This is a genomic window from Ensifer sp. M14, from assembly GCF_003355565.1.
Lineage (GTDB): Bacteria > Pseudomonadota > Alphaproteobacteria > Rhizobiales > Rhizobiaceae > Ensifer.
In genome coordinates this window covers 775,286-801,574 of sequence record NZ_QJNR01000004.1, presented here as the reverse complement: position 1 = coordinate 801,574, position 26,289 = coordinate 775,286, and the positions used below count along the sequence as shown (strand labels likewise).

The 26,289-nt window shown below is 62.6% G+C and carries 27 protein-coding genes; 11 read left to right on the top strand and 16 right to left on the bottom strand.

What is annotated here, in order from left to right:
* The first annotated feature begins 151 nt into the window (after positions 1–151).
* Together BLJAPNOD_RS03920 and BLJAPNOD_RS03915 are read left to right on the top strand one after the other, a co-directional pair.
* Positions 152–802, top strand: a complete 651-nt coding sequence (locus BLJAPNOD_RS03920) for a DUF6875 domain-containing protein (RefSeq protein ID WP_115418966.1) — start codon at positions 152–154, stop codon at positions 800–802.
* A 3-nt stretch (positions 803–805) separates the two neighbouring features.
* The gene (locus tag BLJAPNOD_RS03915) at positions 806–1,993 is read left to right on the top strand and encodes a GNAT family N-acetyltransferase (protein WP_115418965.1); all 1,188 of its coding nucleotides are present in this window, start codon (positions 806–808) and stop codon (positions 1,991–1,993) included.
* Between the two features lie 35 nt (positions 1,994–2,028).
* Here BLJAPNOD_RS03915 and BLJAPNOD_RS03910 read toward each other — a convergent pair whose 3' ends face one another.
* The 5 genes from BLJAPNOD_RS03910 to rplS all read right to left on the bottom strand — a co-directional run bounded on the left by BLJAPNOD_RS03910 (position 2,029) and on the right by rplS (position 6,811).
* Positions 2,029–2,565 carry a histidine phosphatase family protein gene (locus BLJAPNOD_RS03910; RefSeq protein WP_115418964.1) on the bottom strand — a complete coding sequence of 179 codons (537 nt, stop codon included), beginning with the start codon at positions 2,563–2,565 and terminating at the stop codon, positions 2,029–2,031.
* 169 nt (positions 2,566–2,734) lie between these two features.
* On the bottom strand, positions 2,735–4,144 hold the full coding sequence (gene leuC, locus BLJAPNOD_RS03905; RefSeq protein ID WP_077500844.1) for a 3-isopropylmalate dehydratase large subunit: 1,410 nt from the start codon (positions 4,142–4,144) through the stop codon (positions 2,735–2,737).
* A 243-nt stretch (positions 4,145–4,387) separates the two neighbouring features.
* Positions 4,388–5,209: an amino acid ABC transporter permease gene (locus tag BLJAPNOD_RS03895; RefSeq protein WP_115418963.1), complete on the bottom strand. Its 822-nt coding sequence runs from the start codon at positions 5,207–5,209 to the stop codon at positions 4,388–4,390.
* 9 nt (positions 5,210–5,218) lie between these two features.
* Positions 5,219–6,028 (bottom strand): transporter substrate-binding domain-containing protein, encoded by an 810-nt coding sequence (locus tag BLJAPNOD_RS03890; RefSeq protein WP_077500846.1) that lies wholly within the window; start codon positions 6,026–6,028, stop codon positions 5,219–5,221.
* A gap of 240 nt (positions 6,029–6,268) precedes the next feature.
* Positions 6,269–6,811: a 50S ribosomal protein L19 gene (rplS, locus tag BLJAPNOD_RS03880; RefSeq protein ID WP_053249162.1), complete on the bottom strand. Its 543-nt coding sequence runs from the start codon at positions 6,809–6,811 to the stop codon at positions 6,269–6,271.
* A 324-nt stretch (positions 6,812–7,135) separates the two neighbouring features.
* Here rplS and BLJAPNOD_RS03870 point away from each other — a divergent pair, with 324 nt between their 5' ends.
* A complete protein-coding gene (locus BLJAPNOD_RS03870; protein ID WP_115418960.1) occupies positions 7,136–7,882 on the top strand; it encodes a sulfite exporter TauE/SafE family protein in 747 nt (248 codons plus the stop codon).
* On the opposite strand, the gene trmD is transcribed toward BLJAPNOD_RS03870, so the two are convergent.
* The 6 genes from trmD to BLJAPNOD_RS03840 form a co-directional block, all read right to left on the bottom strand.
* The gene (trmD, locus tag BLJAPNOD_RS03865; RefSeq protein WP_115418959.1) at positions 7,864–8,556 is read right to left on the bottom strand and encodes a tRNA (guanosine(37)-N1)-methyltransferase TrmD; all 693 of its coding nucleotides are present in this window, start codon (positions 8,554–8,556) and stop codon (positions 7,864–7,866) included. The two genes, BLJAPNOD_RS03870 and trmD, sit on opposite strands and share 19 nt — an antisense overlap.
* Before the next feature lie 11 nt (positions 8,557–8,567).
* A complete protein-coding gene (gene rimM, locus BLJAPNOD_RS03860; RefSeq protein WP_077500941.1) occupies positions 8,568–9,128 on the bottom strand; it encodes a ribosome maturation factor RimM in 561 nt (186 codons plus the stop codon).
* A 92-nt stretch (positions 9,129–9,220) separates the two neighbouring features.
* Positions 9,221–9,595, bottom strand: coding sequence for a 30S ribosomal protein S16 (gene rpsP, locus BLJAPNOD_RS03855; RefSeq protein WP_077500848.1), 375 nt, complete (start codon positions 9,593–9,595; stop codon positions 9,221–9,223).
* A 37-nt stretch (positions 9,596–9,632) separates the two neighbouring features.
* Positions 9,633–9,968: a chorismate mutase gene (locus BLJAPNOD_RS03850; RefSeq protein ID WP_077500849.1), complete on the bottom strand. Its 336-nt coding sequence runs from the start codon at positions 9,966–9,968 to the stop codon at positions 9,633–9,635.
* A gap of 14 nt (positions 9,969–9,982) precedes the next feature.
* Entirely contained in the window at positions 9,983–11,542 is a 1,560-nt protein-coding gene (gene ffh, locus BLJAPNOD_RS03845) for a signal recognition particle protein (protein ID WP_115418958.1), read from the bottom strand.
* Between the two features lie 312 nt (positions 11,543–11,854).
* Positions 11,855–12,370, bottom strand: coding sequence for a MarR family transcriptional regulator (locus BLJAPNOD_RS03840; RefSeq protein WP_244610870.1), 516 nt, complete (start codon positions 12,368–12,370; stop codon positions 11,855–11,857).
* A 98-nt stretch (positions 12,371–12,468) separates the two neighbouring features.
* Between BLJAPNOD_RS03840 and BLJAPNOD_RS03835 the strand changes: the two genes are divergently transcribed.
* The 6 genes from BLJAPNOD_RS03835 to BLJAPNOD_RS03810 all read left to right on the top strand — a co-directional run bounded on the left by BLJAPNOD_RS03835 (position 12,469) and on the right by BLJAPNOD_RS03810 (position 18,885).
* Positions 12,469–13,482 (top strand): MBL fold metallo-hydrolase, encoded by a 1,014-nt coding sequence (locus BLJAPNOD_RS03835; protein WP_115418957.1) that lies wholly within the window; start codon positions 12,469–12,471, stop codon positions 13,480–13,482.
* A 92-nt stretch (positions 13,483–13,574) separates the two neighbouring features.
* Positions 13,575–14,477: a diaminopimelate epimerase gene (gene dapF / locus BLJAPNOD_RS03830; RefSeq protein WP_199565887.1), complete on the top strand. Its 903-nt coding sequence runs from the start codon at positions 13,575–13,577 to the stop codon at positions 14,475–14,477.
* Positions 14,474–15,748 (top strand): tRNA (N(6)-L-threonylcarbamoyladenosine(37)-C(2))-methylthiotransferase MtaB, encoded by a 1,275-nt coding sequence (mtaB, locus tag BLJAPNOD_RS03825; protein ID WP_115418956.1) that lies wholly within the window; start codon positions 14,474–14,476, stop codon positions 15,746–15,748. The genes dapF and mtaB overlap by 4 nt, the downstream gene beginning before the upstream one ends.
* A gap of 18 nt (positions 15,749–15,766) precedes the next feature.
* A complete protein-coding gene (gene ftsY / locus BLJAPNOD_RS03820; protein ID WP_115418955.1) occupies positions 15,767–17,467 on the top strand; it encodes a signal recognition particle-docking protein FtsY in 1,701 nt (566 codons plus the stop codon).
* Positions 17,468–17,662: 195 nt separating this feature from the next.
* The gene (locus BLJAPNOD_RS03815) at positions 17,663–18,295 is read left to right on the top strand and encodes a septation protein A (protein ID WP_115421119.1); all 633 of its coding nucleotides are present in this window, start codon (positions 17,663–17,665) and stop codon (positions 18,293–18,295) included.
* Complete coding sequence (locus BLJAPNOD_RS03810) at positions 18,292–18,885, top strand: DUF2585 domain-containing protein (RefSeq protein WP_115418954.1); 594 nt, start codon at positions 18,292–18,294, stop codon at positions 18,883–18,885. Before BLJAPNOD_RS03815 ends, BLJAPNOD_RS03810 begins: the two co-directional genes overlap by 4 nt.
* A gap of 324 nt (positions 18,886–19,209) precedes the next feature.
* Here BLJAPNOD_RS03810 and BLJAPNOD_RS03805 read toward each other — a convergent pair whose 3' ends face one another.
* From BLJAPNOD_RS03805 to ccmA, 5 genes are all read right to left on the bottom strand, one after another.
* A complete protein-coding gene (locus tag BLJAPNOD_RS03805; protein ID WP_077500857.1) occupies positions 19,210–19,818 on the bottom strand; it encodes a DsbE family thiol:disulfide interchange protein in 609 nt (202 codons plus the stop codon).
* A complete protein-coding gene (gene ccmD / locus BLJAPNOD_RS03800) occupies positions 19,815–19,991 on the bottom strand; it encodes a heme exporter protein CcmD (protein WP_199565886.1) in 177 nt (58 codons plus the stop codon). The genes BLJAPNOD_RS03805 and ccmD overlap by 4 nt, the downstream gene beginning before the upstream one ends.
* Before the next feature lie 4 nt (positions 19,992–19,995).
* On the bottom strand, positions 19,996–20,757 hold the full coding sequence (locus BLJAPNOD_RS03795; protein ID WP_115418953.1) for a heme ABC transporter permease: 762 nt from the start codon (positions 20,755–20,757) through the stop codon (positions 19,996–19,998).
* Positions 20,758–20,933: 176 nt separating this feature from the next.
* A complete protein-coding gene (gene ccmB / locus BLJAPNOD_RS03790; RefSeq protein ID WP_077500859.1) occupies positions 20,934–21,593 on the bottom strand; it encodes a heme exporter protein CcmB in 660 nt (219 codons plus the stop codon).
* 39 nt (positions 21,594–21,632) lie between these two features.
* A complete protein-coding gene (gene ccmA / locus BLJAPNOD_RS03785) occupies positions 21,633–22,283 on the bottom strand; it encodes a heme ABC exporter ATP-binding protein CcmA (protein WP_077500860.1) in 651 nt (216 codons plus the stop codon).
* A 271-nt stretch (positions 22,284–22,554) separates the two neighbouring features.
* Here ccmA and acnA point away from each other — a divergent pair, with 271 nt between their 5' ends.
* Together acnA and BLJAPNOD_RS03775 are read left to right on the top strand one after the other, a co-directional pair.
* A complete protein-coding gene (gene acnA / locus BLJAPNOD_RS03780) occupies positions 22,555–25,245 on the top strand; it encodes an aconitate hydratase AcnA (protein WP_115418952.1) in 2,691 nt (896 codons plus the stop codon).
* Between the two features lie 184 nt (positions 25,246–25,429).
* Positions 25,430–26,203 carry a thioredoxin family protein gene (locus BLJAPNOD_RS03775; protein ID WP_077500862.1) on the top strand — a complete coding sequence of 258 codons (774 nt, stop codon included), beginning with the start codon at positions 25,430–25,432 and terminating at the stop codon, positions 26,201–26,203.
* Positions 26,204–26,289: the final 86 nt, after the last annotated feature.

Genomic DNA, 26,289 nt, shown 5'->3' with positions numbered 1-26,289 from the left:
CCTGCTTCAATATGCCCAATACCGGCGATCGAGATCAGAATTCGGAAAGAATAACCCGAACGAGAAATCTCGCCGCGCACAACCATAAACACTTCCGCAAGCTCTGGTGTCTATGTAGCGTCAAGCAAGATTTGCAGGGCGAGTGCAGCCGATGCTGACGACGATGGCCAAACCGATACCCGCAACCGATGGATGCTTCCTCGGGATAACAGAGGTTCGCGCTATCGCGGACGACGCCTCGCAAGGTTCCGACATTGCGCAGCTGCTCGACTGGGTCGAATCCTACTTGATGAACAGTCATCCCGATCTCGGACGGACCGGCGCCGTTTGCCCCTTTACCCGCCAGGCTGCCAAGATCGACGCCGTTCGCCTTGCGATTTCCCACGCGCGCGCCGGTGACGAAGACGACGCTTTCGCCCTCATCCGTGGCGCCTTCGCCGAGCTCGAAGCCATCCCCTGCAAGCCCGCGATGAAGCATTTCCGCACCGTCATCGTCGGCTTTCCAGAGTGCGCCGATCAGGATGGTATCGCGATGTTGAAGCGGATCCAGCGGCGGCATCGGTTCTATTCGCTCGCCCGCGCCCGGATGATCGGCATGATGCATGCGGGGTCCGAGGATCGCGGCCTGTGGAATCCGGAGTTCCGGCCGCTGCGATCGCCGATGCCGGTTCTGGCGATCCGGCATCTGGTCGAAAACGACGCCCCGTTTGCCGCTCTCCATCCCGCTCTCATGGTTGCCTATCTCGCCCGTTTCCCGATCAAGGGAACGCAGCGGCTCGTCAATCACTTCCGAAGCCGCTGAGCCATGCCCAGCCGAGCGACGTCGCCGATCGCCGAGACAATCGAGAGGATTTCGAGCCCCGACCGCTCAGGGGACGCCCTTGATATCAGAGTCGTCACAAGCCTCGACGGCTTCATGGCCTTGCAGGCGGACTGGGACGATCTGTTCGAGCGGGCAGCAACGCCCCAGCAGGTGTTCCAGCGCCACATCTTCCTGCGTTACTGGGCGCGACACTATCTCGACGCAAAGACGCAGCTCTCTATTCTCACCGGCCGTATCGACGGACGTCTTGTCACCGTCTGGCCACTGATGCGTCGTCGCAAGCTCGGGGTAGACGTGCTCAGTTTCATGGGCGCGCCGGTGGCGCAGTTCGGCGACGTGCTTGTCGAGGCAGATGGCGACCGGCACGCCCTGCTCGAAGCAGGCTGGAGTGCCGTGACATCGCTCGGCGCCGACGTTTTCGAGGCGCGACGGGTGAGAGCGGACGCCGCCCTGTGCGGATCGGTGATCGCAAGCAGCGCCCGCTTGCCCGGCGACGTTGAGGCGCCTTTCGCAAGCCTGCCGCGGCGGGTGACGGCCGACGGCCCGGGCATCGGCTATTCCGCGCGCGAGCGGTCGAACTATCGGCGCCGGTTGCGCAGGCTGCGAGAGCACGGCGACATCACCTTTGCCGAGCCGGGTTCGGGCCCGGCAGCCGAGGCAGCGGTAGCGTCCGCAATCGCCATCAAGAAGAACTGGCTGATCGAAAACGCAATCCTGTCGCCGACCGTTATGGACAGCCGCTTCCAGGCTTTCTTCGCGGACCTGGCCGGCGATCCCGACGCCGGCCTGCACGCCTCGGCAATCACCTGTGACGGGCGACCGATCGGCGTCGACCTGTCGTTCGATTGCAAGGGCCACACCTTCGGCCACGTGCTGGCAACCGACCCTGGCTACGAGCGTGAGGGCCTCGGACGGTTGCTCATCCACCGAACATTCGCGGCGGCCGCCCACCGCGGCAACACTATCTTTGATCTGCTGGCGCCGGCGGACAGCTATAAGATGCAGCATGCCGACGGACTTGTCGCCATCAGGGACTATGCCCTCGCATTCTCCTGGCGCGGCCGGCTGATGCGTGATCTTGCCATGGCGCGACTGCAGCCGATGGCCAAAGCCTGGGCAAAGCGCCTACCGGCCAGCCTTGTGCAAAAGCTTGTGATGCGAAGGCTCTGAACCGAGCAGGTTTCTCAGGCAAGCTGACGCGGCGTTCAGCCAAGCTGACGCGGCGTCACAAAATCGATGAGACGACACCCGCCCGCAGCGAGGTCCTCCCAACTGGAACCGTCAAACTCGAACACGGCAAGCGCCGCTGTGGGAAACTTCTGCCGCATGCGCGCAAGCGCCTCCTGCCTGCCTGAACCGGCAAGCAGATGGGCGAGATCCTCCATGCCCGGATTATGCCCGACGACGATGAGGTTGCGGATGGCCGGATCGACCGCCCGAATGGCCGTCAGAATGGCAGGCGCTGCAACTTCGTAGATGTCGCGTGTCTCACGGGCGGGGATTGGCGGCGGCAGGATACCCTTGACCAGCGTCCAGGTTTCCTGCGCGCGCCGCGCCGTGGAAACAATAGCCAGTCCGGGGATCAACCCTTTTCGCTCCATGTAGGCGCCGACCAGTGGTGCCGCCTTTCGGCCGCGATCGCCGAGCGGTCGATCGTGATCAGGAACGCCGTCCGGCCAGGCGGACTTGGCGTGGCGCAGCAACATCAGGCGGTACGTCTTTGCCCTGTGATCCTCAGCCATACGGCCTCCCATTCAACGAAATATCGCTCGACCTTGCCAGGCACCAAACCCATTCTGGCATCGTACCGGCATTTTGTCCTGCAATAGGGACCATAAAAAAGGCCGCCCCGAAGGGCGGCCATCAACGCCGGAAAAGCTCAAGAACCGGCTTGTCTTCACGCGGGTCGGGTTACTTCCACTCGCGGATGTCGACGAAATGGCCGGCGACGGCAGCGGCTGCCGCCATGGCCGGCGACACCAGATGCGTGCGTCCCTTGAAGCCCTGACGTCCCTCGAAGTTGCGGTTGGACGTCGAAGCGCAACGCTCGCCCGGCTTCAGGCGGTCGTCGTTCATCGCCAGGCACATGGAGCAGCCCGGCTCGCGCCAGTCGAAGCCGGCTTCCCGGAAGATCTTGTCGAGACCTTCGGCTTCCGCCTGCTCCTTGACGAGGCCGGAGCCCGGAACGATCATCGCCGAAACGGTCGATGCGACCTTGCGGCCCTCGACGACAGCCGCAACGGCGCGCAGATCCTCGATGCGACCGTTGGTGCACGAGCCGATGAAGACACGATCGACGGCAATGTCGGTGATCTTGGTGCCGGGCTTCAGCCCCATGTAGTCGAGCGCGCGCCACTTGGAGGTGCGCTTGTTTTCTTCCGGGATCTCATCCGGGTTCGGGACGCTGCCCTGAACCGAGATGACGTCCTCGGGCGACGAGCCCCAGGAGACGATCGGCGGCAGATTGGCGGCGTCGAGCACGACGACGCGGTCGTAATGCGCGCCCTCGTCCGTGTGCAGCGTCTTCCAATAGTCGATCGCCATCTCGAGCGCCTTGCCCTTCGGCGCGCGCGGCTTGTCCTTGATATATTCGAAGGTGGTTTCGTCAGGCGCGATCAGGCCGGCGCGGGCGCCGCCTTCGATCGTCATGTTGCAGATGGTCATGCGGCCTTCCATCGACAGCGCGCGGATCGCTTCGCCGGCAAACTCGATGACGTGGCCGGTGCCGCCGGCCGTGCCGATCTCGCCGATGATGGCAAGGATGATGTCCTTGGCGGTAACGCCAGGCGGCAGCTGGCCGTCGACGCGCACCAGCATGTTCTTGGCCTTCTGCTGGATCAGCGTCTGGGTCGCCAGCACATGCTCGACCTCGGACGTGCCGATGCCGTGTGCCAGCGCACCGAAGGCGCCATGCGTCGAGGTGTGGCTATCGCCGCAAACGATGGTCATGCCCGGCAGCGTGAAGCCCTGCTCGGGGCCGACGATGTGCACGATGCCCTGGCGCTTGTCGTTTTCGGAGTAATACTCCACTCCGAACTCGGCCGCGTTGGTAGCGAGCGCCTCGACCTGGATGCGGCTTTCCTCGTTCTTGATGCCAAGATGGCGATCAGGTGAGGTCGGCACGTTGTGGTCGACGACGGCAAGCGTCTTTTCCGGCGCGCGGACCTTGCGGCCGGCCATGCGCAGGCCTTCGAAAGCCTGCGGGCTCGTCACTTCGTGAACGAGGTGACGATCGATGTAGAGAAGACAGGTGCCATCGTCCTGGCTGTTGACCAGGTGGTCGTCCCAGATCTTGTCGTAGAGAGTACGCGGTGCGCTCATGGCGATATATCCATCGAATTTTCGTAAATAAGGGAAAAGCCGGCAGCAAGGCGGCCGGAAACGCTGATCAAGGGATCAGGATAGGAGGCTTGTCAGCGCCCCGGATACGCGCGCAAAAAAACGTGCCGGCAGACGCTTGTGGTCCTGCAGCACGACGATTTTCTGCTCTCGACATCCGAACTTGGATTCCATGATGCCGTTCATATCAATTTTTTGACACTTCGGCAATCGGTGGAAGCGGCCTCAACGCTGCTCGGCACGCCGCAACCGCCGCTCGACGCCCCTCAAGCCCAGCGACAGGCCGATGGTAAGGACGAGATAGACGTAAGCCACGATCGAATAGGTCTCGAAGAAACGAAAGGAGCCGGACGCGTAGACCTTGCCCATCTGGGTGATATCGGCAACACCGAGCACCGAGACCAGCGAACTGTCCTTGACCATGGCGACGAAATCGTTGCCGAGCGGCGGCAGGATCACACGGATCGCCTGCGGGAAGATCACCAGGCGAAAGCGCTGGTAACGCGTCAGGCCCAGCGCCTTGGCCGCCTCGACCTGCCCCTTGTCGACCGAGAGGATACCGGCCCGAAACACTTCGGCGATGAAGGCGGAATAGCCGATCATCAGCGCCATGATCGCCCGCCACATCAGCGAGATGTCGCGCACCACCACCGGCTCCATCCAGCCGGCCGAAATCAGCGGCGCGGTGATGAAGTTGGCGACGGCGACCAGTGCCGGCGCACCGACGAAGGCGATATAGAACAACAGGACGAGGATCGGAACGCCGCGAATAACCTCGGTGTAGAAGCGTGCGATCTGGCGAAGGGCCGCATGCTCCGACAGCGCCATCAGCGCGATGCCGAGCCCAAGCGTCGTCGCCAGCACGAAGCCCATCAGGGTGACGAAGACGGTGACGCCGATGCCCTTGAGGACGACGTTGAAGACCTCGGTGTAGATGTCGTTGGTGACGATAACGGCGGCGAGCGCCACGGCAATCACCAGAAGGGCGACCAACCACCAGGGATAGTCGCCCTTTGCGGACATGTCAGAAGATTGTGGGGAGGCCATGGCCAGCGATCAGCCGCCCATCTTGTAGTCGAGGAACCACTTCTTGTCCAAAGCGTCGAAGGTTCCATCCGCCTTCAGCGCCTTGATCGCTGCGTTGATCGGAGCGACCAGATCGGATCCCTTCGGGTAGATGAAACCGAAATCCTCGGTGCCGAGCGGGCCGCCGACGACCTTCAGCTTGCCTTCGGACGAATCGACATAGCCCTTGGCGGCAACGCTGTCGGTGAGGACGACGTCGACGTCGCCGGCTTTCAGTGCCTGCACGGTCGCGCCGAAGGTTTCAAACAGCTTGACGCGCGGGTTCTGCTCGTTGCCATCGAGCATTTCGTAGACGGCGGTGTAGAAAGGCGAGGTGCCCGGCTGCGCACCGACCAGCCCGTCGGCAAAGGCGCCGAAGCTCTTGCCATCGTTGAAGCGGGTCTCGTCGCCGCGCACCAGCATGAACTGCTGCGAGCGCATGTAGGGGTCGGAGAAGTCGACCTTCTCCTTGCGGTCGTCCTTGATGGTAATCCCGGTCATGCCGATCTGGTACTGGCCGTCATGCACCGCCTGGATCATCGCGTCCCAGCTGGTGTTCTGGTACTCGACCTTGAAGTTCAGACGCTTGGCGATCTCGTTCATCGCGTCGTATTCCCAGCCGATCGCCTCACCGGTCTTCGGATCGACGAACTGCAGCGGCGGATAGGCATTTTCCGTGACGACGACAACCGTCTTGCCGCCGAGATCCGGCAGGTCGCTGGCGAAAGCCGGTGCAGAAAAAGCAAAAGGAACGGCAAGTGCGGCTGCGATGCCCGCAAGCACATGGCGACGGATTGTCATTGGAAGAGCTCCCGAAAAGTGTGGCAGCGAAAAATGTCACGGATTGTGGAGAAAAGACAAGCGCATAGTACCAAAAAAGAAAGGCGGCCCGAGGCCGCCTTCCCAACAATCCGCCAGAGCGGGATAAGGAAAAGTGTGTGCGGTTTTCCGCCCACATCCCGCTCTAGTTTATTAGGATTGATCACGTTCATGATTTTGGGTCGATTCGACCCAAAATCATCGTGATCTCGTATTGAAATCTTATTCCGCTGCAGCTTCTGCTGCCTTGGCTTCAGCGGCTTCTGCTGCTGCCTTGGCTTCTGCTGCTTCGGCTGCTGCCTTTTCGGCGGCAAGAGCCTGAGCTGCTGCGATCTTTTCAGCTTCGATCCGTGCCTTTTCCTCGGCAACGGCCTGACGCTCGGCGTCGTTCAGCTTGCGGGCGCGCGTACCGGTGTTCTCAACGATACGAGCCGACTTGCCGCGACGATCGCGCAGGTAGTAAAGCTTGGCGCGACGGACCTTACCGCGGCGGACCACTTCGACGCTCTCGACGAGCGGAGAGTAAACCGGGAATACGCGCTCGACGCCTTCGCCGTAGGAGATCTTGCGAACGGTGAAGCTTTCGTTGATGCCGCCGCCCGAACGAGCGATGCAAACGCCTTCATAGGCCTGAACGCGGGTACGCGTGCCTTCGACAACGCGGACGTTGACGCGCAGGGTGTCGCCTGCGGAGAAATCGGGGAGCGTGCGCTTGGCGGCAATCTTGGCGGCCTGTTCGGCTTCCAGCTGCTGGATGATGTTCATCGGGTTAACCTTTCAAGTTCTTCTGAAACAGCCAGAGCGCTCTCGATCGACCTGTCGGACGTGCCTTCAGATGTTGCCGGACCCGGCAGGAGCGAATTCACCATTCTTTGTTGGTGGTCGACGGGCAAAAAACCGAACCGGGGCGGCACTTACACGAAGAAACTTCGCTTGTCATCCCCGAAAGCCATATTTTCCGGGCCGTTGAGGCGTTCGGCGCGGATTCTATCAGAGATTTCGAAAGAACGTGCATGGAAATGCAAGCGGGCGCGGGCTTGCGGCAGAAAAGTCTGCAGGCTATGCCGGGCTGGGCAATGGGGGGAGACCATGCATTTCTTCGAAATACTTCTGCTTTTCGTCGCCGGTTTCCTGTCGGGCGTGGTCAATGCGATTGCCGGTGGCGGCACCTTCCTTACCTTCGGCGCCATGACCCTTGGCGGTTTGCCGCCGATCGTCGCCAATGCGACGTCGTCGATCATCCAGCTTCCCGGCTACATCACCTCGGCGCTGGCCTATGCCAAGGAGATTCGCGCCGACCGCCGCCAGGCGATCCAGCTCGGCATCATCTCGGCGATCGGCGGACTCGCCGGCGCCGTGTTGCTGATATCCCTGTCGAACGCCTCGTTTCGTGCGCTCGTCCCGTGGCTGCTGATCGCCGCGACGGCGATCTTTGCCGCCGGACCGCTGTTGAAGCCCAAGGCGCGCATAGACGAGCATGCGATCAGTCCGGCCGGCATCGTCAGCCAGTTCGCAACCTCGATCTATGGCGGCTTCTTCGGCGCCGGCATGGGCATCATGATGCTGGCGGTGCTGGGCCTTGCCACCGGCGGCGGCTATCACCGGCTGAACGCGCTCAAGAACTTCATCTCGATCGTCATCGCCACCATCGCCATCGTTGTCTTCGCGGCCGGCGGCGTCGTGTCGTGGCTGCATGCAGCGGTCATGGTTCCAGGAGCAGCCCTGGGCGGCTATCTGGGTGTCTGGGCGGCGCGGCGGGTGCCGCAGGCGGTGATCCGTGCCCTGGTCGTGGCAATCGGACTACTGCTCGCCGCCTATTACTTCTTCACCGGGTGAGGCAGCAGATCGGGCCGGCGCTCCTCGGTCAGCCGACGGGCCTCAGTCTCGCGCCATTTGGCGATGGCGCCGTGATTGCCTGACGTCAGTACCGCCGGGATCTCCCTGCCCTCGAAGACCTGCGGACGGGTATAGTGCGGATGCTCCAGCAGCCCGCCCTCGAAGCTTTCGTGAACGCCGGACAGCTCGTTGCCCATCACGCCCGGCAGAATACGCACGACGGCATCAAGCAGCGTCAGCGCCGCCGGTTCGCCGCCGGAAAGAATGTAATCGCCGATCGACACTTCCTCGAGCGCGCGCCCGTCGATGACGCGCTGGTCGACACCTTCGAACCGGCCGCAGACAATCACCACGCCGGGGCCGTCGGCAAGTTCGCGCACGCGCTTCTGCGTCAACGGCCTTCCGCGCGGGCTCATCAACAGTCGTGGGCGATCGTCGTCCTTGGACACCGCGTCGATGGCGCGGGCGAGAACGTCAGGCTTCAACACCATGCCGGCGCCGCCGCCGGCCGGCGTATCGTCGACGGTGCGGTGCTTGTCTTCAGCAAAGTCCCGGATCTGTACGGCATCGATCGACCACTGGCCGCGCTCCAGCGCTCGGCCGGAAAGCGAGGCGCCGAGATGTCCGGGGAACATTTCGGGATAGAGCGTGAGTACCGTTGCGCGGAAGGACATTGCCTTGCCGCTCACTTGCGCTTGGCCGAAAACGGGCTGCCGGGCTCGTCCTTGTCGTCGATGAGGCCAGCGGCCAGCGGATCGACCAGCATCTTTCCGCCCTCCAGATCGATCTCAAGGACCGACCATTCGGTGAAGGGAATGAGCACGGGGCGCTTGCCCGGCCCCTTGAGCTCGAGCAGGTCGCCGGCACCGAAATCGAACACGCCGGTCACGGTGCCATAGCTCTTGCCGCTGCCATCAATGGCTTCCAGGCCCTCGAGGTCGGCATAGAAGAATTCGTCTTCGTCGAGATCGTCATCGGGCAGATTGTCCCGATCGACGAACAGTTCGAGACCGTTCAGCGCCTCTGCGGCGTTGCGGTCGTTGACGCCGCGAAACCGGACGACGACCACGTTCTTGGCCTCGCGGATTTCCAGCACCTCGAACACACGCCCGTCGGCGCTATGAAGATGGCCATAGTCGCCGAGTGCCGTCGGGTCATCGGTGAAGGACTTGACCCTGACCTCGCCGCGCAGGCCTTGGGCCGCGCCGACAGTCGCCATCAGAACCGGGTTTTCGAGTTTGCTCATCATCCGCATCCGTTTCGGGATTTCAGGGTGCACATAACGGAAAACGGGCGGCATGGAAATGCCGCCCGTTTTCCTCATCCGTTTTGCGGATATTATTCTGCGGCACCTTCGGCAGCAGCAGCAGCGGCGTCTTCTGCCTTCTGCTTGGCTTCAGCAGCGCGCTCCTGAGCCTTCTTGCCCGGCAGGCCCTTGTTCGGGTTGGCGCGAGCCGGACGCTGGGCGATACCAGCCTGGTCGAGGAAACGCAGAACGCGGTCGGTCGGCTGGGCGCCCTGGGCGATCCAGTGGCTGATGCGCTCGGCGTTCAGCTCGACGCGCTTTTCGTCGTCCTTGCCGAGCATCGGGTTCCAGGAGCCGATCTTCTCGAGGAAGCGGCCGTCACGCGGGCTGCGGGCGTCGGCAACGACGATCTGGTAGTAAGGACGCTTCTTGGAACCGCCACGGGCGAGACGAATTTTCAGTGCCATTTGAGTAACTCCTTGCAGGCTTTATTGACCGCTTCGTTCAAGCGGAATGGGTGGTGCCGACGGCGTCCGCGGACTGCGAGCGATCGGCGGCGATGGCTTCATGATGCCGGATGACTTCCTTGATGATGAAGTTCAGGAACTTCTCGGCGAAATCCGGATCCAGATTGGCATCCTTCGCCAGATGGCGAAGGCGTTCGATCTGGTATTCTTCGCGCGCCGGATCGGCCGGCGGCAGATTGTGCTTGGCCTTGAGAACGCCGACCGCCTGGGTGCAGCGGAACCGTTCAGCCAGCATGTGGACGAGCGCGGCATCGATGTTGTCGATCGACTGCCGGTAACCCGCCAATTCTTGTTTGATCTCGGGATCAATCATCTCTTAAGCGATCCTCACTTCTTCTTCGGCAGGCCGGGAAGGCCGGGGAAACCGCCAAGGCCCGGAAGCTTGGCGCCGCCGAGACCGGGCAGGCCACCGCCGCCAAGGCCCGGCATGCCGCCTGGCTTGAGGCCGGCGGCTTCCGCCTGCTTCTGCAGCGCTTCGAGCTGCTTGGGATCGAGGCTCGACAGATCGGGCATGCCGCCGCCGCCAAGGCCGCCGAGGCCCATCTTGCTGGCAAGACCGCCCATCATCTGCTTCATCATCCCGCCTTTGCCCTTGCCCATCATCTTCATCATGTCCGCCATCTGGCGGTGCATCTTCAGAAGCTTGTTGATGTCGGCAGCATCCGTGCCGGAGCCGGCAGCGATGCGCTTCTTGCGGGAATGCTTGAGCATATCCGGGTTGGCGCGCTCGGCCTTGGTCATCGACGAGATGATGGCGATCTGGCGCCCGAACAGCTTGTCGTCGAGACCGGCCGAGGCCATCTTGTCCTTCATGCCGGCCATGCCGGGCATCAGGCCCATGATGCCGCCCATGCCGCCCATCTTCTGCATCTGGGCGAGCTGGTCGGCAAGATCGTTCAGGTCGAACTTGCCCTTGGCCATCTTGGCGGCCATGGCGGCCGCCTTTTCGGCGTCGATGTTCTCGGCAGCCTTTTCGACCAGCGAAATGATGTCGCCCATGCCAAGAATGCGGTCGGCAACGCGGCGCGGGTGGAACTCTTCGAGTTCGCCCATCTTTTCGCCGACACCGATGAGCTTGATCGGCTTGCCGGTGACGGCGCGCATCGAAAGGGCAGCACCGCCGCGGCCGTCGCCGTCCATACGGGTGAGCACAAGGCCAGTGATGCCGACGCGTTCGTCGAAGTTGCGGGCGAGATTGACGGCGTCCTGACCGGTCAGCGCATCGGCGACCAGCAGGATTTCATGCGGATTGGACTTCCGCTTGATCTCCGCCATCTCGATCATCAGCGGTTCGTCGATATGGGTGCGACCGGCGGTGTCGAGGATGACGATGTCGTGGCCGCCGAGCTTGGCAGCCTGCACGGCGCGCGCGGCGATATCGGTCGGCGACTGGCCGGCAATGATCGGCAGCGTATCGACGCCGGTCTGGACGCCAAGCTGGCGAAGCTGTTCCTGGGCTGCCGGACGACGCGTGTCGAGCGAAGCCATCAGGACCTTCTTCTTGTCCCGCGTCTTCATCCGGCTGGCGATCTTGCCGGTGGTGGTCGTCTTGCCCGAGCCCTGCAGACCGACCATCATGATGACAACAGGTGCCGGCGCATTGAGGTCGATGGTGACGCCCTCGGAGCCCAGCATGTCGACCAGCTCGTCATGGACGATCTTGACGACCATCTGGCCGGGCTTGATCGACTTCAGGATCTCGGCGCCAACCGCCTTCTCGCGAACCTTTTCAGTGAAGGAGCGCACGACATCGAGCGCGACGTCGGCTTCGAGCAACGCACGGCGAACCTCGCGAAGCGCCGCGGAAACATCTGCTTCCGACAATGCGCCGCGGCCGGTCAGTCCATTCAATATGGAACCAAGGCGGTCCTGGAGGCTTTCGAACATTCTCACTTCCTTCTTGTTTCCGATGGCATGGCAACTCGCCGGAAACGTGGGTTCCTCCGCCCGAAAAACAAGGCGCAAAGCCAAAAACCACCCGAGGGCGCAACGCGCTGTCGGATGTTGACCTCCTGGCTCTCTTTATACCTTGACGGGGCCGGGTCGGTGGCTTCGAAGTCATCACTTGCGAAGGAATTTGCCGCGATAAACAGGAAAGCGGCCGAAAAGTCAAGAACGGCAGGCAAATCCGACCGCAGGGATTTCAGGCAAGGGCCGCGCCACCACGATCACGGCACCAATCGCGCGTGAAGACGGCAGTCATGAGCCTTCCTTTAGATCCGGTGCGCCGAGTTCGCGCGCCAGGTCTTCGAAGGCAGTCGCAACCCGCGTCATGACCCTGAGTGCCGCAACCACTTCGGTCTGGTTGATATCGCCCAGAACCGCGTGCAGCAATTCGAGTTCGCGCTGGTGGATTGCCGCAAACAGGTCGCGGCCGGCAACACTCGGCACGCAGAAATAGGCACGCCGATGCTCCGGGTTCGGCTGCTTCTCCAGAAACCCCTTTGCCAGCAGGCCGACGACGATCCGCAGCACGAACTGCCGTTTCATCGACAATCGGCGCGCCGCCTCCGGCACCGTCAGCGGCTCCCCGCAGAGAAGCTCAAGCACAGCCCTTTCGGCAACGGAGATGCCCGACCCTTCCAGCATACGCTCGATCGAGCGATGCACATTGAGGTGGATCGGCCGAACCAGTTTGATGGCCTTGTAGAGACGTTCCTGTTTATCGAAGCGAACCTGCATAAGGAACAATAGCAATTGAGTTGCTTTATTCAAGAATTTCTTAAGCTCTGCACCTGCACCCTGTGATGGCGGCTTCAAAGCGCCTATCTTTTTCCATCGACAGCAACTGAACAATCGCCGAGAGAACGACGATGCCGAAGGTCAATGCCTATTATCGGGGACCCATCTCCGATCACTTCGACGGAACGCGATTCTTCAACCCCAACGGCCGGCAGCCTCGGGGCATGGCCGACCTTCTGCGCTGGCAGCTCGGCCGCGGCAAGGTGAAGTGGCCCACCCATTATCCAAGCCCCTTTCAGCAGGCAAAGCCGGAATTGAGCATCGAGGCCGCCCGCCTGCGGGTGACGATGGTGGGGCATGCGACACTGCTCATACAGGTGCATGGCTTCAACATCCTGACCGACCCCGTCTGGGCGCACAGGGCGAGCCCCTTTGCCCTCATCGGCCCGGCACGATACAACGCGCCCGGCATCAAGATGGACGATCTGCCGCCGATCGACCTCGTGCTCGTCACCCACAACCACTACGACCACCTCGATCTCGACACGCTGGCATCGCTCAATGAGGAGCACAGTCCGCTGATCGTCACCCCGCTCGGCAACGACACGATCATCCGCCGCGCAGCCCCCGAGGCCAACATATCGGTTCTCGACTGGGGCGACCGACTGGACCTGGAAGGCGAGCTCACGATCCATGCGGAGCCCTGCCATCACTGGTCGGCGCGCGGCTCCGGCGATCGCCGCATGGCGCTGTGGGCGGCCTTCGTCATCGAAACCCCTGTCGGCAAGATCTATCATGTTGGCGACACCGGCTTTCACGGCGGCATCAACTACCGCGCCGCCCGCGAAAAACATGGCGGCTTCCGCCTCGCCAACCTGCCCTTCGGCGCCTACGAGCCGCGCTGGTTCATGCAGGACCATCACCAGAACCCGGAGGAGGCGGTCCAGGGCATGATCGACTGCGCCGCCGAACATGTGGCGGGGCACCACTGGGGAACGTTCCGCCTGACCGACGAGGGCGTCGATGCTCCGGTGCGCGCCCTCGAGCAGGCGCTTGAGGAGGCCGAGATTGCGCCCACCCGCTTCCGGGCCCTGCGCCCCGGCGAAATCTTCGATGTGCCGCCCTCTCCACCCAGGGGCCGATGAAGCCGGCACTGGTAATTTCCGGGCTTTTCCGCCATATACAGCCCGAATGAAGGGTGCCTCCGCTTGACGAGGCCGGTTTGGACAATCGCGACATGGCCGACAACGTGCAATTTGCCAGAATGAACGGGCTTGGAAACAAGATCCTGGTCGTCGACATGCGCGGCCGCCGTGACCGCGTGACGCCGCAGGCAGCCATCACGCTCAACGCCGATCCGGCCACCGCATTCGACCAGATCATGGCGATCCACGATCCGAAGGCTGCCGGCACCGACGCCTGGATCGATATCGTCAATTCCGACGGCTCGATGGCGCAGGCGTGCGGCAACGGTACCCGCTGCGTCGTTCAGGCGCTCGCCGCCGAAACCGGCAAGAAGGCGTTTCTCTTCCAGACGGTTGCCGGTCTGCTCGAAGCCAAGGAACACGACGACGGTACGATTTCCGTCGACATGGGCAAGCCACGCTTCGGCTGGAACGAGATCCCGCTGTCGGAAGAGTTTCACGACACACGCCGGATAGAACTGCAGATCGGCCCGATCGACAATCCCGTGCTGCACTCGCCCTCGGTTGCCTCCATGGGCAATCCGCACGCGATCTTCTGGGTCGACAACGACGTCTGGTCCTACGATCTCGAGCGTTTCGGGCCGCTGCTCGAAAACCACCCAATGTTCCCCGAGCGCGCCAATATCTCGATCGCCCGCGTTCTGTCGCGCAACGAACTGGATCTCAGAACCTGGGAGCGCGGCGCCGGCCTGACGCTCGCCTGCGGTTCTGCCGCCTGTGCGGCAGCCGTGAGCGGTGCCCGCACTGACCGCACCGATCGCAAGGTGGTCGTCAACGTGCCCGGCGGTCCGCTGGCGATCGAATGGCGCGACGATGACCATGTCGTCATGACCGGGCCTGCCGAATGGGAATGGTCGGGAACCGTCGATCCCGCGACCGGCGCCTGGCAGCGCGAAGAAACCCAACCGGGAACTGCCGAGGCCCGGGCGCTTTGAGCGGCGTCGAGGTCATAACCTTCGGCTGCCGTCTCAATACCTACGAATCCGAAGTGATGCGGGCGGAAGCCGAAAAGGCGGGGCTGAACAACGCCATCCTCGTCAACACCTGCGCGGTGACCGGCGAGGCCGTGCGCCAGGCGCGCCAAGCGATCCGCCGCGCCCGCCGCGACAACCCGCATGCCCGCATCATCGTCACCGGCTGCGCCGCCCAGACGGAAAAGGAAACCTTCGCCGGCATGGCCGAGGTTGATGCCGTACTCGGCAACGAAGAGAAGCTGAAAAGCGCCTCCTATCGCTCACTGCCCGATTTTGGCGTCTCGGCGGAAGAAAAGCTGCGCGTCAACGACATCATGAGCGTGCGCGCCACGGCGCCGCAGATGGTCAAGCATATCGACGGGCACGTGCGCGCCTTCATCCAGGTGCAGAACGGCTGCGATCACCGCTGTACCTTCTGCATCATCCCCTATGGCCGCGGCAATTCCCGCTCGGTGCCGATGGGTGCCGTGGTCGACCAGGCCAGAAAACTCGTCGAAGGCGGCTACAGCGAGATCGTGCTGACCGGCGTCGATGCGACGAGCTACGGTGCCGACCTGCCGGGAACCCCGACACTGGGCCTGCTGGCAAAGACGCTCCTGAAACAGGTTCCGGATATCCGCCGCCTGCGCCTTTCCTCGATCGACGGCATCGAGGCCGACAGTCATCTGTTCGACCTGATTGCCGACGAAGCGCGTTTCATGCCGCATCTGCATCTGTCGCTGCAACATGGCGACGACATGATCCTGAAGCGCATGAAGCGCCGCCATTCGAGCGCCGACGCCCGCGCGTTCACCGATCAGGTCCGGCGCCTTCGCCCCGAGATCAGCCTCGGCGCCGACATGATCGCCGGCTTCCCGACCGAAACCGAAGAGATGTTTGAAAACGCCGTGCGGCTTTCCGAGGATTGCGGCATCGCCCATCTGCACGTCTTTCCCTATAGCCCCCGCCCCGGCACGCCGGCATCGCGCATGCCGCAACTCGACCGGGCGCTGGTCAAGGATCGCGCCGCCCGGCTTCGCGCCACGGGTGCGGCACTCCATGCCCGCCACCTCGACGGCATGGTCGGGAGCGAACAGACATTGCTGGTCGAAAACAACGGCCTCGCCCACACCGAAAATTTCACGCTCGTCGATGCCGCCGGCCTAAAACCCCGTGCGCTTGTGCCGGTCACGATCACCGGCCACAATGGCAAGCATCTGACGATGCAGGTAAAACAGATGGCTGCGGCCTGACTCATGCGGAATCCCTGAATGGCAATCGGTTTCATCAAGAAGATCTTCAACTTCGGCAAGGGCACTGTCGAGGAAACCAAGCCGCAGGATGCCGCGCCGGAAGCGGAAGCCGCAGTTGCGGTTCCGCCCGAAGCACTGCCCGCGCCGGAGCCGGCTCCTTTAGAGGAAATCGCCCCGATCAGTGCGACCGTCGACGAGCCCGTCGCCGAGCAGGCCCCGGCCGAAGAAACGTCCGAAGCGCTGCTTGAGCCCCTGTCGGATATCGAAGCTTTGCCGCTCGCCGTCGAGGACCCGATCCTGCCGGCAGAAATCGAGACAGCAGGCGGACCGGCATCGGACGAAGCGCGCATCGATGAAACCGTCGTCAGCGAAGACGCGGCGGCACCCGTTGAAGCGGCGAAACCGGAACAACTGTCTCAGGCCGCGCAAGAAGCGCTCGACGCCTACGCAGCACTTCAGGAAACCGTGCCGGAAGAACCGCCGGTCGAACCGGAGGATATTGCTGAGCAGGAGGAACTCGCCGCCGCTGAACCGCAAACGGTCGACGCCGAAGAGGGCCGCACACCAACCGCCGATACCCCGCCGACCGACGAGGTGGTCGCCGCAAGCGACAGTGTTCCCGAGGCGCCAGCCTCCGAGGCACCGGTTATCGAAACACCGACGCTCGATGCACCCGTCGATGAAGAGCCAGCCCTCGAGCCTCCTGCCGCCGAAGCTGCTCCTGCCGCCAGCCTTCCGAAAGGCTTTGCGAGCGCTACCGAGCGCGCGAAGGAAGAGACCGTTGCAGCGCCGCAGGCCAAGCTCACCTGGTATCAGCGCCTGCGCCGCGGGCTTGCCCGCACCTCGTCGCAGCTGACCGGCCAGATCGCCAGCCTCTTCACCAAGCGCAAGCTCGACGAGGCGACGCTGCAGGATCTGGAGGATCTCTTGATCCAGGCAGATCTCGGCGTCGAGACCGCCATGCGCATCACCGACACGCTCGCCTCCGAGCGCTACGGCAAGGACGTGTCCGGCGAGGACGTCTCGCGCATCATGGCCGGTGAAATCACCAAGGTGCTTTCGCCCGTCGCCAAGCCGCTGGAACTCGACCTCAGCCACAAGCCGCACGTCATTCTGGTGGTTGGCGTCAACGGCACCGGCAAGACCACAACGATCGGCAAGCTCGCCGCCAAGCTGTCGGGCGCCGGCCTCAAGGTCATGCTCGCCGCCGGCGACACCTTCCGCGCCGCAGCGATCGAGCAGCTGAAGATCTGGGCCGAGCGCACCAAGTCCGACATCGTCTCCTCCAAGCTCGGTGCGGATGCCGCGGGCCTTGCCTATGAGGCGTTCCAGCAGGCGCGCGAAAAGAAGGCCGACGTGCTGATCATCGACACCGCCGGCCGGCTGCAGAACAAGACCGAGCTCATGGCCGAACTGGAAAAGATCGTGCGCGTGCTCGGCAAGCTCGACCCGGATGCGCCGCACACGGTGTTGCAGACGCTCGACGCCACCACCGGCCAGAACGCGCTGCAGCAGGTGGAGATCTTCCGCAACGTCGCCGGCGTCAGCGGGCTGATCATGACCAAGCTCGACGGCACGGCGCGGGGCGGCATTCTTGTCGCCATCTCGGCCAAGCACAAGCTACCGGTCTATTTCATCGGCGTCGGCGAAGGCATCGACGATCTCGAACCCTTCGAGGCCAAGGATTTCGCTGAGGCGATCGCGGGCGTCGCCGCCTGACGGCAGATGTCCGCTCGCCCTATTCGACGCGCACCGCCATACGGCGACCTATGATTTGCCGCATGATCTGCCCGTAAATCGGTCCCGATTTACGGAATTGTCGGGTGGCGTTTGCGCAAGCCGGCTGCCTTGATATGGTTTTGCCGCAAAGCTGGTGTTATGAGCGGCAGGCATATGCAAAAACAGGATCCCGAAATGTCGACGATCGAGGCTACCAAGCCGCAGAAGGAAGTCAGCCCGCTGTTGAAGCTGGTGCTGGAACTCGGGCCCTTGATGGTCTTCTTCTTCGCCAATTCCCGCGGCGAATGGCTGGCAGGGCATTTCCCGACGCTGGCCGAACTCGGCGGCCCGATCTTCGTGGCGACAGGCCTGTTCATGGCCGCGACCGCCATCGCGCTCGTCGTTTCCTGGATGCTCACCCGCACGCTGCCGATGATGCCGTTGATCTCCGGCATCGTCGTCCTCGTCTTCGGCGCGCTGACGCTCTGGCTGCAGAACGACACCTTCATCAAGATGAAGCCAACGATCGTCAACACGCTGTTCGGCACGATCCTGCTCGGCGGGCTGCTCTTCGGCAAGTCGCTGCTCGGCTATGTCTTCCACTCCGCCTTCAAGCTCGACGAAGACGGCTGGCGCAAGCTGACGGTGCGCTGGGGCATTTTCTTCCTCGTTCTCGCGGTGCTCAACGAGGTCATCTGGCGCTCGTTCTCCACCGATTTCTGGGTGGCTTTCAAGGTCTGGGGCACGATGCCCATCACCATCCTGTTTACACTGGCTCAAATGCCGTTGATCATGAAGCATTCGCTGGATCAGGATAACGCGCAGTGAGCACAGCCATCGACGGCAACGACAGTCAGAACCGGCATGCGCTCATCTGGTTTATAGCCTGTATCGGCGTTCTCGCCATACAGGTCATCACCCAGCATCTGATGGGCCGTCTCTGGATCTGCGAATGCGGCTACGTCAAACTGTTCGAGGGCGTGGTCAATTCGAGCGGAAATTCCCAGCACATCGCCGACTGGTATACGCCGTCGCACATCATCCACGGCTTCCTGTTCTATGGCCTCAGCCATCTGCTTCTGCGCGGCAAGCCGCTGACCGCCAAACTGTTCCTGGCCATGGTCATCGAATCCGCCTGGGAAATTGCCGAGAACACCCCGATGATCATCAACCGTTATCGCTCGGCGACGATCTCGCTCGACTATTTCGGCGACAGCATCCTCAATTCGACGATGGACACGCTGGCCATGGTAGCCGGCTTCATGTTCGCCGCCCGCATGCCGGTCTGGCTGACGGTGCTGATTGCCATATGCTTCGAACTCTTCACCGGCTGGCTGATCCGCGACAACCTCACCCTCAACGTGATCATGCTGGTCTGGCCGCTGGATGCGGTCCGCGAATGGCAGGCGGGGATTTAATCGAGCTTCGAAGTTCCGCGACGCGGTTTGCTTCTGCAGCCGCAGCTTTCCCCAAGCGCCGGAGAAGCCGCGAGACCATCGAGCTTTGCCCGGATACCGTCGATCGGAAGCTCCCTCATTCCTGTACTCGTCACAGGAATCCAGTAGCCGCGCGTCCGCGCGGCGGCAGACTTACCGCAGGCCCTTTGCATAACCGAAGAGTGATATCCTGTCGCGCCGCCGACGCGGCGCGGCTGGATTCCTGTGACGAGCACAGGAATGAGGAATAGTAAACGGCCTGCCATAAAGCTGCAGCGGCCGCCAGCCGTGCTTTCCAAGCCCCGCCTACGACCCGGCAGCGGCCTTCTCGATCGCCGGCATCAGCCCTTCCTTCACGCTTCTGTCATCGAACGGGCCGACGCGCTTGTAAAGGATCGTGCCGTCGGCGCCGACGAGATAGGATTCGGGAATACCGTATACGCCCCAATCGATCGCCGCCTTGCCGCGCGGATCGACGCCGACGGCGGCAAAGGGATTGCCGAGTTCGCCGAGAAACCGCAGCGCGTTTTCGTTCTGGTCCTTGTAGTTTATGCCGACAACCGTCAGGCGCTCGTCCTTCGACAGCTCGAGGATGAACGGATGCTCCTGGCGACAGGGCACGCACCAGGAGGCCCAGACGTTGACCAGCGTCAGCTTGCCCTTGATGGCCGCATCGGTCAGCGCCGGCATCGGTTGACCGTTCCGGGTCGCCCCTTCAAGTGGCGGCATGTCGAGCATCGGCGCCTTGGTGCCGATCAGCGCCGACGGGATTTCGCTGACATCTTTCCCCGAGTTGAGCTGGCTCCAGAAGATGGCGGCAAGGGCTGCGAAGATCGCAAGCGGCAGAAATGCGAGACCGACGCGCATGGCTCCCGGCTTGCGTTCTTCGCTGCCGGGTGCGGGGGTGCTGCTCATCGTGTCTCTCCGCTTGATACTTCCGCCGAGCGCCGACGGATGCCCGATGCTTCAAGCTCGCGCAGCTCACGCTGGCGCGCCCGCCCGTCGGCGATCACCCAGAGACAGAGGCCGACGACAGTCAAAGTCGCGATGCCGTAGCTGGCAAAAACATAGGCGGCATGGCTCATCATAAGATCAGGCCTCCCGTCCGGCGCTACGGGCAGCCTGTCGCCGCAGCGACGTCACGCGCCGGCGCCAGATCTCGTTGCGCATGGCAGCGATATGCAGCGTGAAGAACAGAAGGGTGAAGGCGATGGCCATGACGACGAGCGGGCGGAGAAACTCCGGGTCGATCGTCGGGCCGTCGAGCCTCAGTACACTTGCCGGCTGGTGCAGCGTGTTCCACCATTCGACCGAAAACTTGATGATCGGAATGTTGACGAAGCCGACCAGCACCAGCACGGCCGAGACACGCGACGAGCGCGCCGGGTCGTCCATGGCACGGTTGAGCGCCATCAGCCCGAGATACATCAGAAAAAGCACGAAGACCGACGTCAGCCGCGCATCCCACACCCACCAGGCGCCCCACATCGGCTTGCCCCAGAGCGAGCCGGTGACGAGCGCCAGAAAGGTGAAGCAGGCGCCGATAGGGGCGGCGGCCCGCGACGACACGTCGGCAAGCGGATGCCGCCAGACGAGTGTGCCGAGGGCGGCAAGCGCCATCACCGAATAACACATCATTGACAGCCAGGCGGCCGGCACGTGCACATACATGATGCGCACCGTCTCGCCCTGCTGGTAATCGCCTTCCGTCGTGAACGACAGCCATAGGCCAACGACGAAGAAAAGCGCCGTCAGCGCGGCAAGCCATGGCAGCACGCGATCGGCCAGCGCCAGGAACCGCGTCGGGTTGGCGAGATCGCTGAATTTGCGGATGGCAAGGCTGTTTTCGCTCATGATCGCTCTTTAACGCTTAAGGCCTGTTGCTGCAATTGATCCCCGTCAAACACGCGATCACGATGAATTTTGCACCATATCGACTGAGCCGCCATAAACACCTTCGATATTAAAGGGTTAGAGCGGGATGCGCCCGAAAACCGCAGACAGTTTATACTTACACCGCCTGATCCGCGTCAGTCGGACGCATGACGAAGTGCGGCTGCGGCAGCAACCGGCCCGATGACGGCAAAAAACAGGGTGATCGCCATCAAGATCATCAAGGGCGGCAGGAACGGCGCCGGATCCTCGATTGCCGCATAGACTGCGCTGACGCCGAAGATCAGCACCGGGATGGCAAGCGGCAGAACCAGGATCGACACCAGCAGTCCACCGCGGGGCAGCGACACGGCAACGGCCGCACCGACGGCACCGATGAAGGTGATCGCCGGCGTTCCGACAAGAAGCGTCAGCATGGTCGCCCCAATCGCAAGCTCGTCCATGTTCATGAACAGGCCGAGCAGTGGTGCGGCAATCACCAGCGGCAGGCCGGTGGCGGCCCAATGGGCGGCGCATTTGACGAACACGGTAACGAGCAGCGGCGTCTCCTGCATCAGCATCAGGTCGAGCGACCCGTCTTCGCGTTCCGCCTGGAACAGCCTGTCGAGACCGAGCAGCGACGCGAGCAGTGCGCCGATCCACAGGATCGCCGGTCCGATCCGCGCCAAGAGGTTGAGGTCGGGGCCGACGCCGAAGGGAATGACGGCGACGACCGTCATGAAGAACAGGACGCCGATCATCGCGCCGCCGCCGGCGCGGATAGACAGTTTGAGGTCGCGGAGGAAAAGCGCAATCATCGGCGCGCTCCCTTCGTCTTCTCGCCGTCGGCTGCCGGATCACGCGTCATGCCACAGGCCTCCGTCGACGCCGGCAAAGCCCGTCATTCGCAATTCCTGGATACGATCGAGCCCGAGCGGCTGGTGTGTCGCGGCAACGACGATGCCGCCCTGATCCAGATGCGCGTTGACCAATCCGGCAAAAAGCTTGTCGGCGCCGGCGTCGAGGGCCGCCGTCGGCTCATCGAGGATCCAGATCGGCCGGTAGGCGACAAGGAGCTTGGCCATCGCCATGCGGCGCTGCTGGCCGGCCGACAGGTAGCCGAAGGGCAGATGCGCTATGCCGGGAAGGCCGACGGCTTCCACCGCCTCGACGAGATCCCTGCCCGAGCCGCCGGGCGAATCACCCATGAAGTTTTTCCAGAAGGAAAGATTTTCCGCGACGGTCAGCTCGCGCTTCATCGCATTTCGATGGCCGAGATAATGGCTGAGCTCCGACGGGTGGCGCATTTCAGGAGGGCCATTCTCAAGTTTGAGACTACCCTTTTCGGCCATCAGAAGGCCGGCCAGAACCCGTAGCAAAGTCGACTTTCCAGACCCGTTCGGACCCGTCACCACAAGGGCTTCGCCGGCACCGAGTGCAAAGGAAATATCGTTAAAAATCAGATCCTCACCGCGCCTCGCACTCAGTCCTTCAGCCAGCAGGCGCATCAATTTTCAGCTTCCCTTTACGCTCTTTGCCGCAAGGCAAAAAAAAGTCCCGATTGGACCTTGGTTGGTCTGGCACGATTTGGAGAAATTATCTATAAGGCGGCCAACACGCCAGCGGTCGGCGTGAATTTCATCCTAGCGCCGAACATGGAATGAATTTCCACGTACGGACAGCGGAAATGGCCGCACCCGCATCCCAATTCGCGCTTCATTGCGCTCGGGCGTTCGTACGTCAGTTTTTTGGCGATCAGACGGAACGGGGTATTATCCAGTGTCCAAGTCCCTAGACAGTTTTAATTGTCGCTCCACGCTCACCGTCAACGGTGTCGACTACGTCTATTACAGCCTGCCCAAGGCTGAGACGAACGGTCTCGCCGGCGTTTCGAAGCTGCCCTACTCGATGAAGGTGCTGCTCGAAAACCTGCTGCGCAACGAAGACGGTCGCTCCGTCACCAAGAAGGACATCGAGAACGTCGCAGCCTGGCTGAATGACAAGGGCACTGCCGAAAACGAAATCGCCTACCGCCCGGCCCGCGTGCTGATGCAGGACTTCACCGGCGTTCCCGCCGTCGTCGATCTCGCAGCCATGCGCGACGCCATGGTCTCGCTCGGCGGCGATCCGGAAAAGATCAACCCGCTCGTGCCCGTCGACCTGGTCATCGACCACTCGGTTATCGTCGACGAATTCGGCACGCCTACCGCCTTTGCCCGCAACGTCGAGCTCGAATACGAGCGCAACGGCGAGCGCTACCGCTTCCTGAAGTGGGGCCAGCAGGCATTCAAGAACTTCCGCGTCGTGCCGCCCGGCACCGGCATCTGTCACCAGGTCAATCTGGAATATCTGGGCCAGACCGTCTGGACCCGTGAAGAAGACGGCGAAATCACCGCCTACCCGGACACCTGCGTCGGCACCGACAGCCACACCACGATGATCAACGGCCTGGGCGTTCTCGGCTGGGGCGTCGGCGGTATCGAGGCTGAAGCGGCCATGCTCGGCCAGCCGGTCTCCATGCTCCTGCCTGAGGTCATCGGCTTCAAGCTGACCGGCAAGCTGAAGGAAGGCGTCACCGCGACCGACCTCGTGCTGATGGTCGTGCAGATGCTGCGCAAGAAGGGTGTGGTTTCGAAGTTCGTCGAATTCTTCGGCCCCGGCCTCGACAACATGACGCTCGCCGACCGCGCCACCATCGGCAACATGGGTCCGGAATACGGCGCCACCTGCGGCTTCTTCCCAGTCGACAGCGAAACCATCAACTACCTCACCATGTCCGGCCGCGAAGAGCAGCGCATCGCGCTCGTCGAAGCCTACTCCAAGGCGCAAGGCATGTGGCGCGACGGTGACGGCTCGGAGCTGGTCTTTACCGACACGCTCGAACTCGACCTTGGCGAAGTCGTACCGGCCATGGCCGGCCCGAAGCGTCCAGAAGGCCGCATCCCGCTCGAAAGCATCGCAGCAGGCTTCGCAACCGCACTCGAAGGCGATTACAAGAAGCCGGGCCAGCTTTCGAACCGCTACGCTGTCGAAGGCACTGACTTCGATCTCGGCCATGGCGACGTTGCCATCGCTGCGATCACGTCGTGCACCAACACCTCCAACCCGTCGGTTCTGATCGCTGCCGGCCTTCTCGCCCGCAACGCCGTTGCCAAGGGCCTGAAGTCGAAGCCCTGGGTCAAGACCTCGCTGGCACCGGGATCACAGGTCGTCGGCGAATACCTCGAAAAGTCGGGCCTGCAGAAGGACCTCGATGCGCTCGGCTTCAACCTCGTCGGTTTCGGCTGCACCACCTGCATCGGCAACTCCGGCCCGCTGCCGGCGCCGATCTCCAAGACGATCAACGACAAGGGCCTGATTGCCGCCGGCGTTCTCTCCGGCAACCGCAACTTCGAAGGCCGCATCTCGCCGGACGTTCAGGCGAACTACCTCGCCTCGCCGCCGCTCGTCGTCGCCTACGCGCTTGCCGGTACGGTCCAGAAGGACCTGACCAACGAGCCTCTCGGTGAAGACCAGGACGGTAACCCGGTCTTCCTGAAGGACATCTGGCCGACCTCCAAGGAGATCCAGGAGTTCATCTTCAAGTACGTTACCCGCGAACTCTACGCGAGCAAGTATGCCGACGTGTTCAAGGGCGACGAAAACTGGCAGGCCGTTCAGGTTCCTCCGGGCCAGACCTACGCCTGGGACGATGGTTCGACCTACGTGCAGAACCCGCCCTACTTCGTGGGCATGGGCAAGTCCGGCTCGGGCATCTCCGACATCAAGGGCGCACGCGTCCTCGGCCTGTTCGGCGACAAGATCACCACCGACCACATCTCGCCTGCCGGTTCGATCAAGGCTGCCTCGCCGGCCGGTGCCTACCTCATCGGTCATGGCGTCGGCGTTGCCGACTTCAACCAGTACGGTACGCGTCGCGGCAACCATGAAGTGATGATGCGCGGCACCTTTGCCAACATCCGCATCCGCAACCACATGCTCGGCCCGAACGGCAAGGAAGGTGGCTACACCATCCACTACCCGTCGAAGGAAGAGATGTCGATCTACGACGCGGCCATGCAGTACAAGGAAGAGGGCGTTCCGCTCGTTATCTTCGCCGGCGTCGAATACGGCAACGGCTCGTCACGCGACTGGGCTGCAAAGGGCACCAACCTGCTCGGCGTCAAGGCCGTGATCGCCCAGTCCTTCGAGCGCATCCACCGCTCGAACCTGGTCGGCATGGGCGTCATCCCGTTCGTCTTCGAAGCGGGCACGACCTGGGAGACGCTTGGCCTGAAGGGCGATGAGATCGTCACGATCGACAACCTCGCCAATGTCCAGCCGCGTGAAAAGCGCGTTGCCAAGATCACCTATGGCGACGGCACCGTGAAGGACGTACCGCTGGTCTGCCGCATCGATACGCTCGACGAAGTGACCTACGTCAACAACGGCGGCATCCTGCAGACGGTTCTTCGCGACCTCGCAGCCTGAACGTTCCGGTTGTCTCAAGCATAAAATGGGCCGGGATACCGCAAGGTGTCCCGGCCCTTTCACGTTTCCTGCAGGTTGTCCGCCGCTATCCTCACTCCAACGTGACTTCCCGTTGAAGCAACGGCGTCGTATGTAATGGACTTCCCCGTGAAGTAGGCCTGTCGGCCGCCAATGAAGTGACGCCATGACATTCGCAGACAGATATTTCCTTCGCCCTGTTGCAATGGCTTTCGGGCTTTTTGCGGCAGCGTCGGTCCCGGCGATGGCGGAAGACGGCAAGGTTATCAAAGGCGTCGTCGAACTCTTCACCAGCCAGGGCTGCTCCTCCTGCCCACCGGCCGATGCTGCCTTGAAGAAGCTGGTGGATGACGGCGACGTGGTCGCCCTTTCCTACCACGTCGACTACTGGAACTATCTCGGCTGGAAGGACACGCTGGCCTCCAGCGACAACACCGACCGGCAATACGCCTATGCCCGCATGCTGGGTCGCAACGGCGTCTACACGCCGCAGGCGATCCTCAACGGCCGCGACCATGTCAACGGCGCCAATCTGCAGGCGATTAAATCACGGCTCGACACCATGAAGGCCGCCGGCAAGGGGCTTGCCGTTCCCGTCGAGGCAAAGATCAACGGCGAGGAGATCTCGATCAAGGTCGGAGCGGGTGACGGCAAGGCCAATGTCGTCGTCGTCTATTTCGACCGGGCAAAGGTTGTCGACGTCGAAAAGGGCGAAAACAGCGGCAAGAAGATTTCCTATTGGCACGCGGTGCGCGACATCCAGACCATCGGCATGTGGGATGGCAAGCCCGCGACCTTCACGCTTCCGGCAACGGTGCTGACGGAGCAGCGTGGCAAAAGCGGCTGCGCGGTGCTGTTGCAGTCGATGAAGGATGCTGAGACCCCAGGTCCGATTATCGGAGCCACGGCCGTGCTCGCGGGGCCTCAAGGCAAACTGTGAGCGACGGCAACGCCTCGAGCGGAATCGATTTGAGACGAAAGTAGGCGGGAAGGCTGAAGCTTTACAGCGCCCTTTGGCGCGCGCCA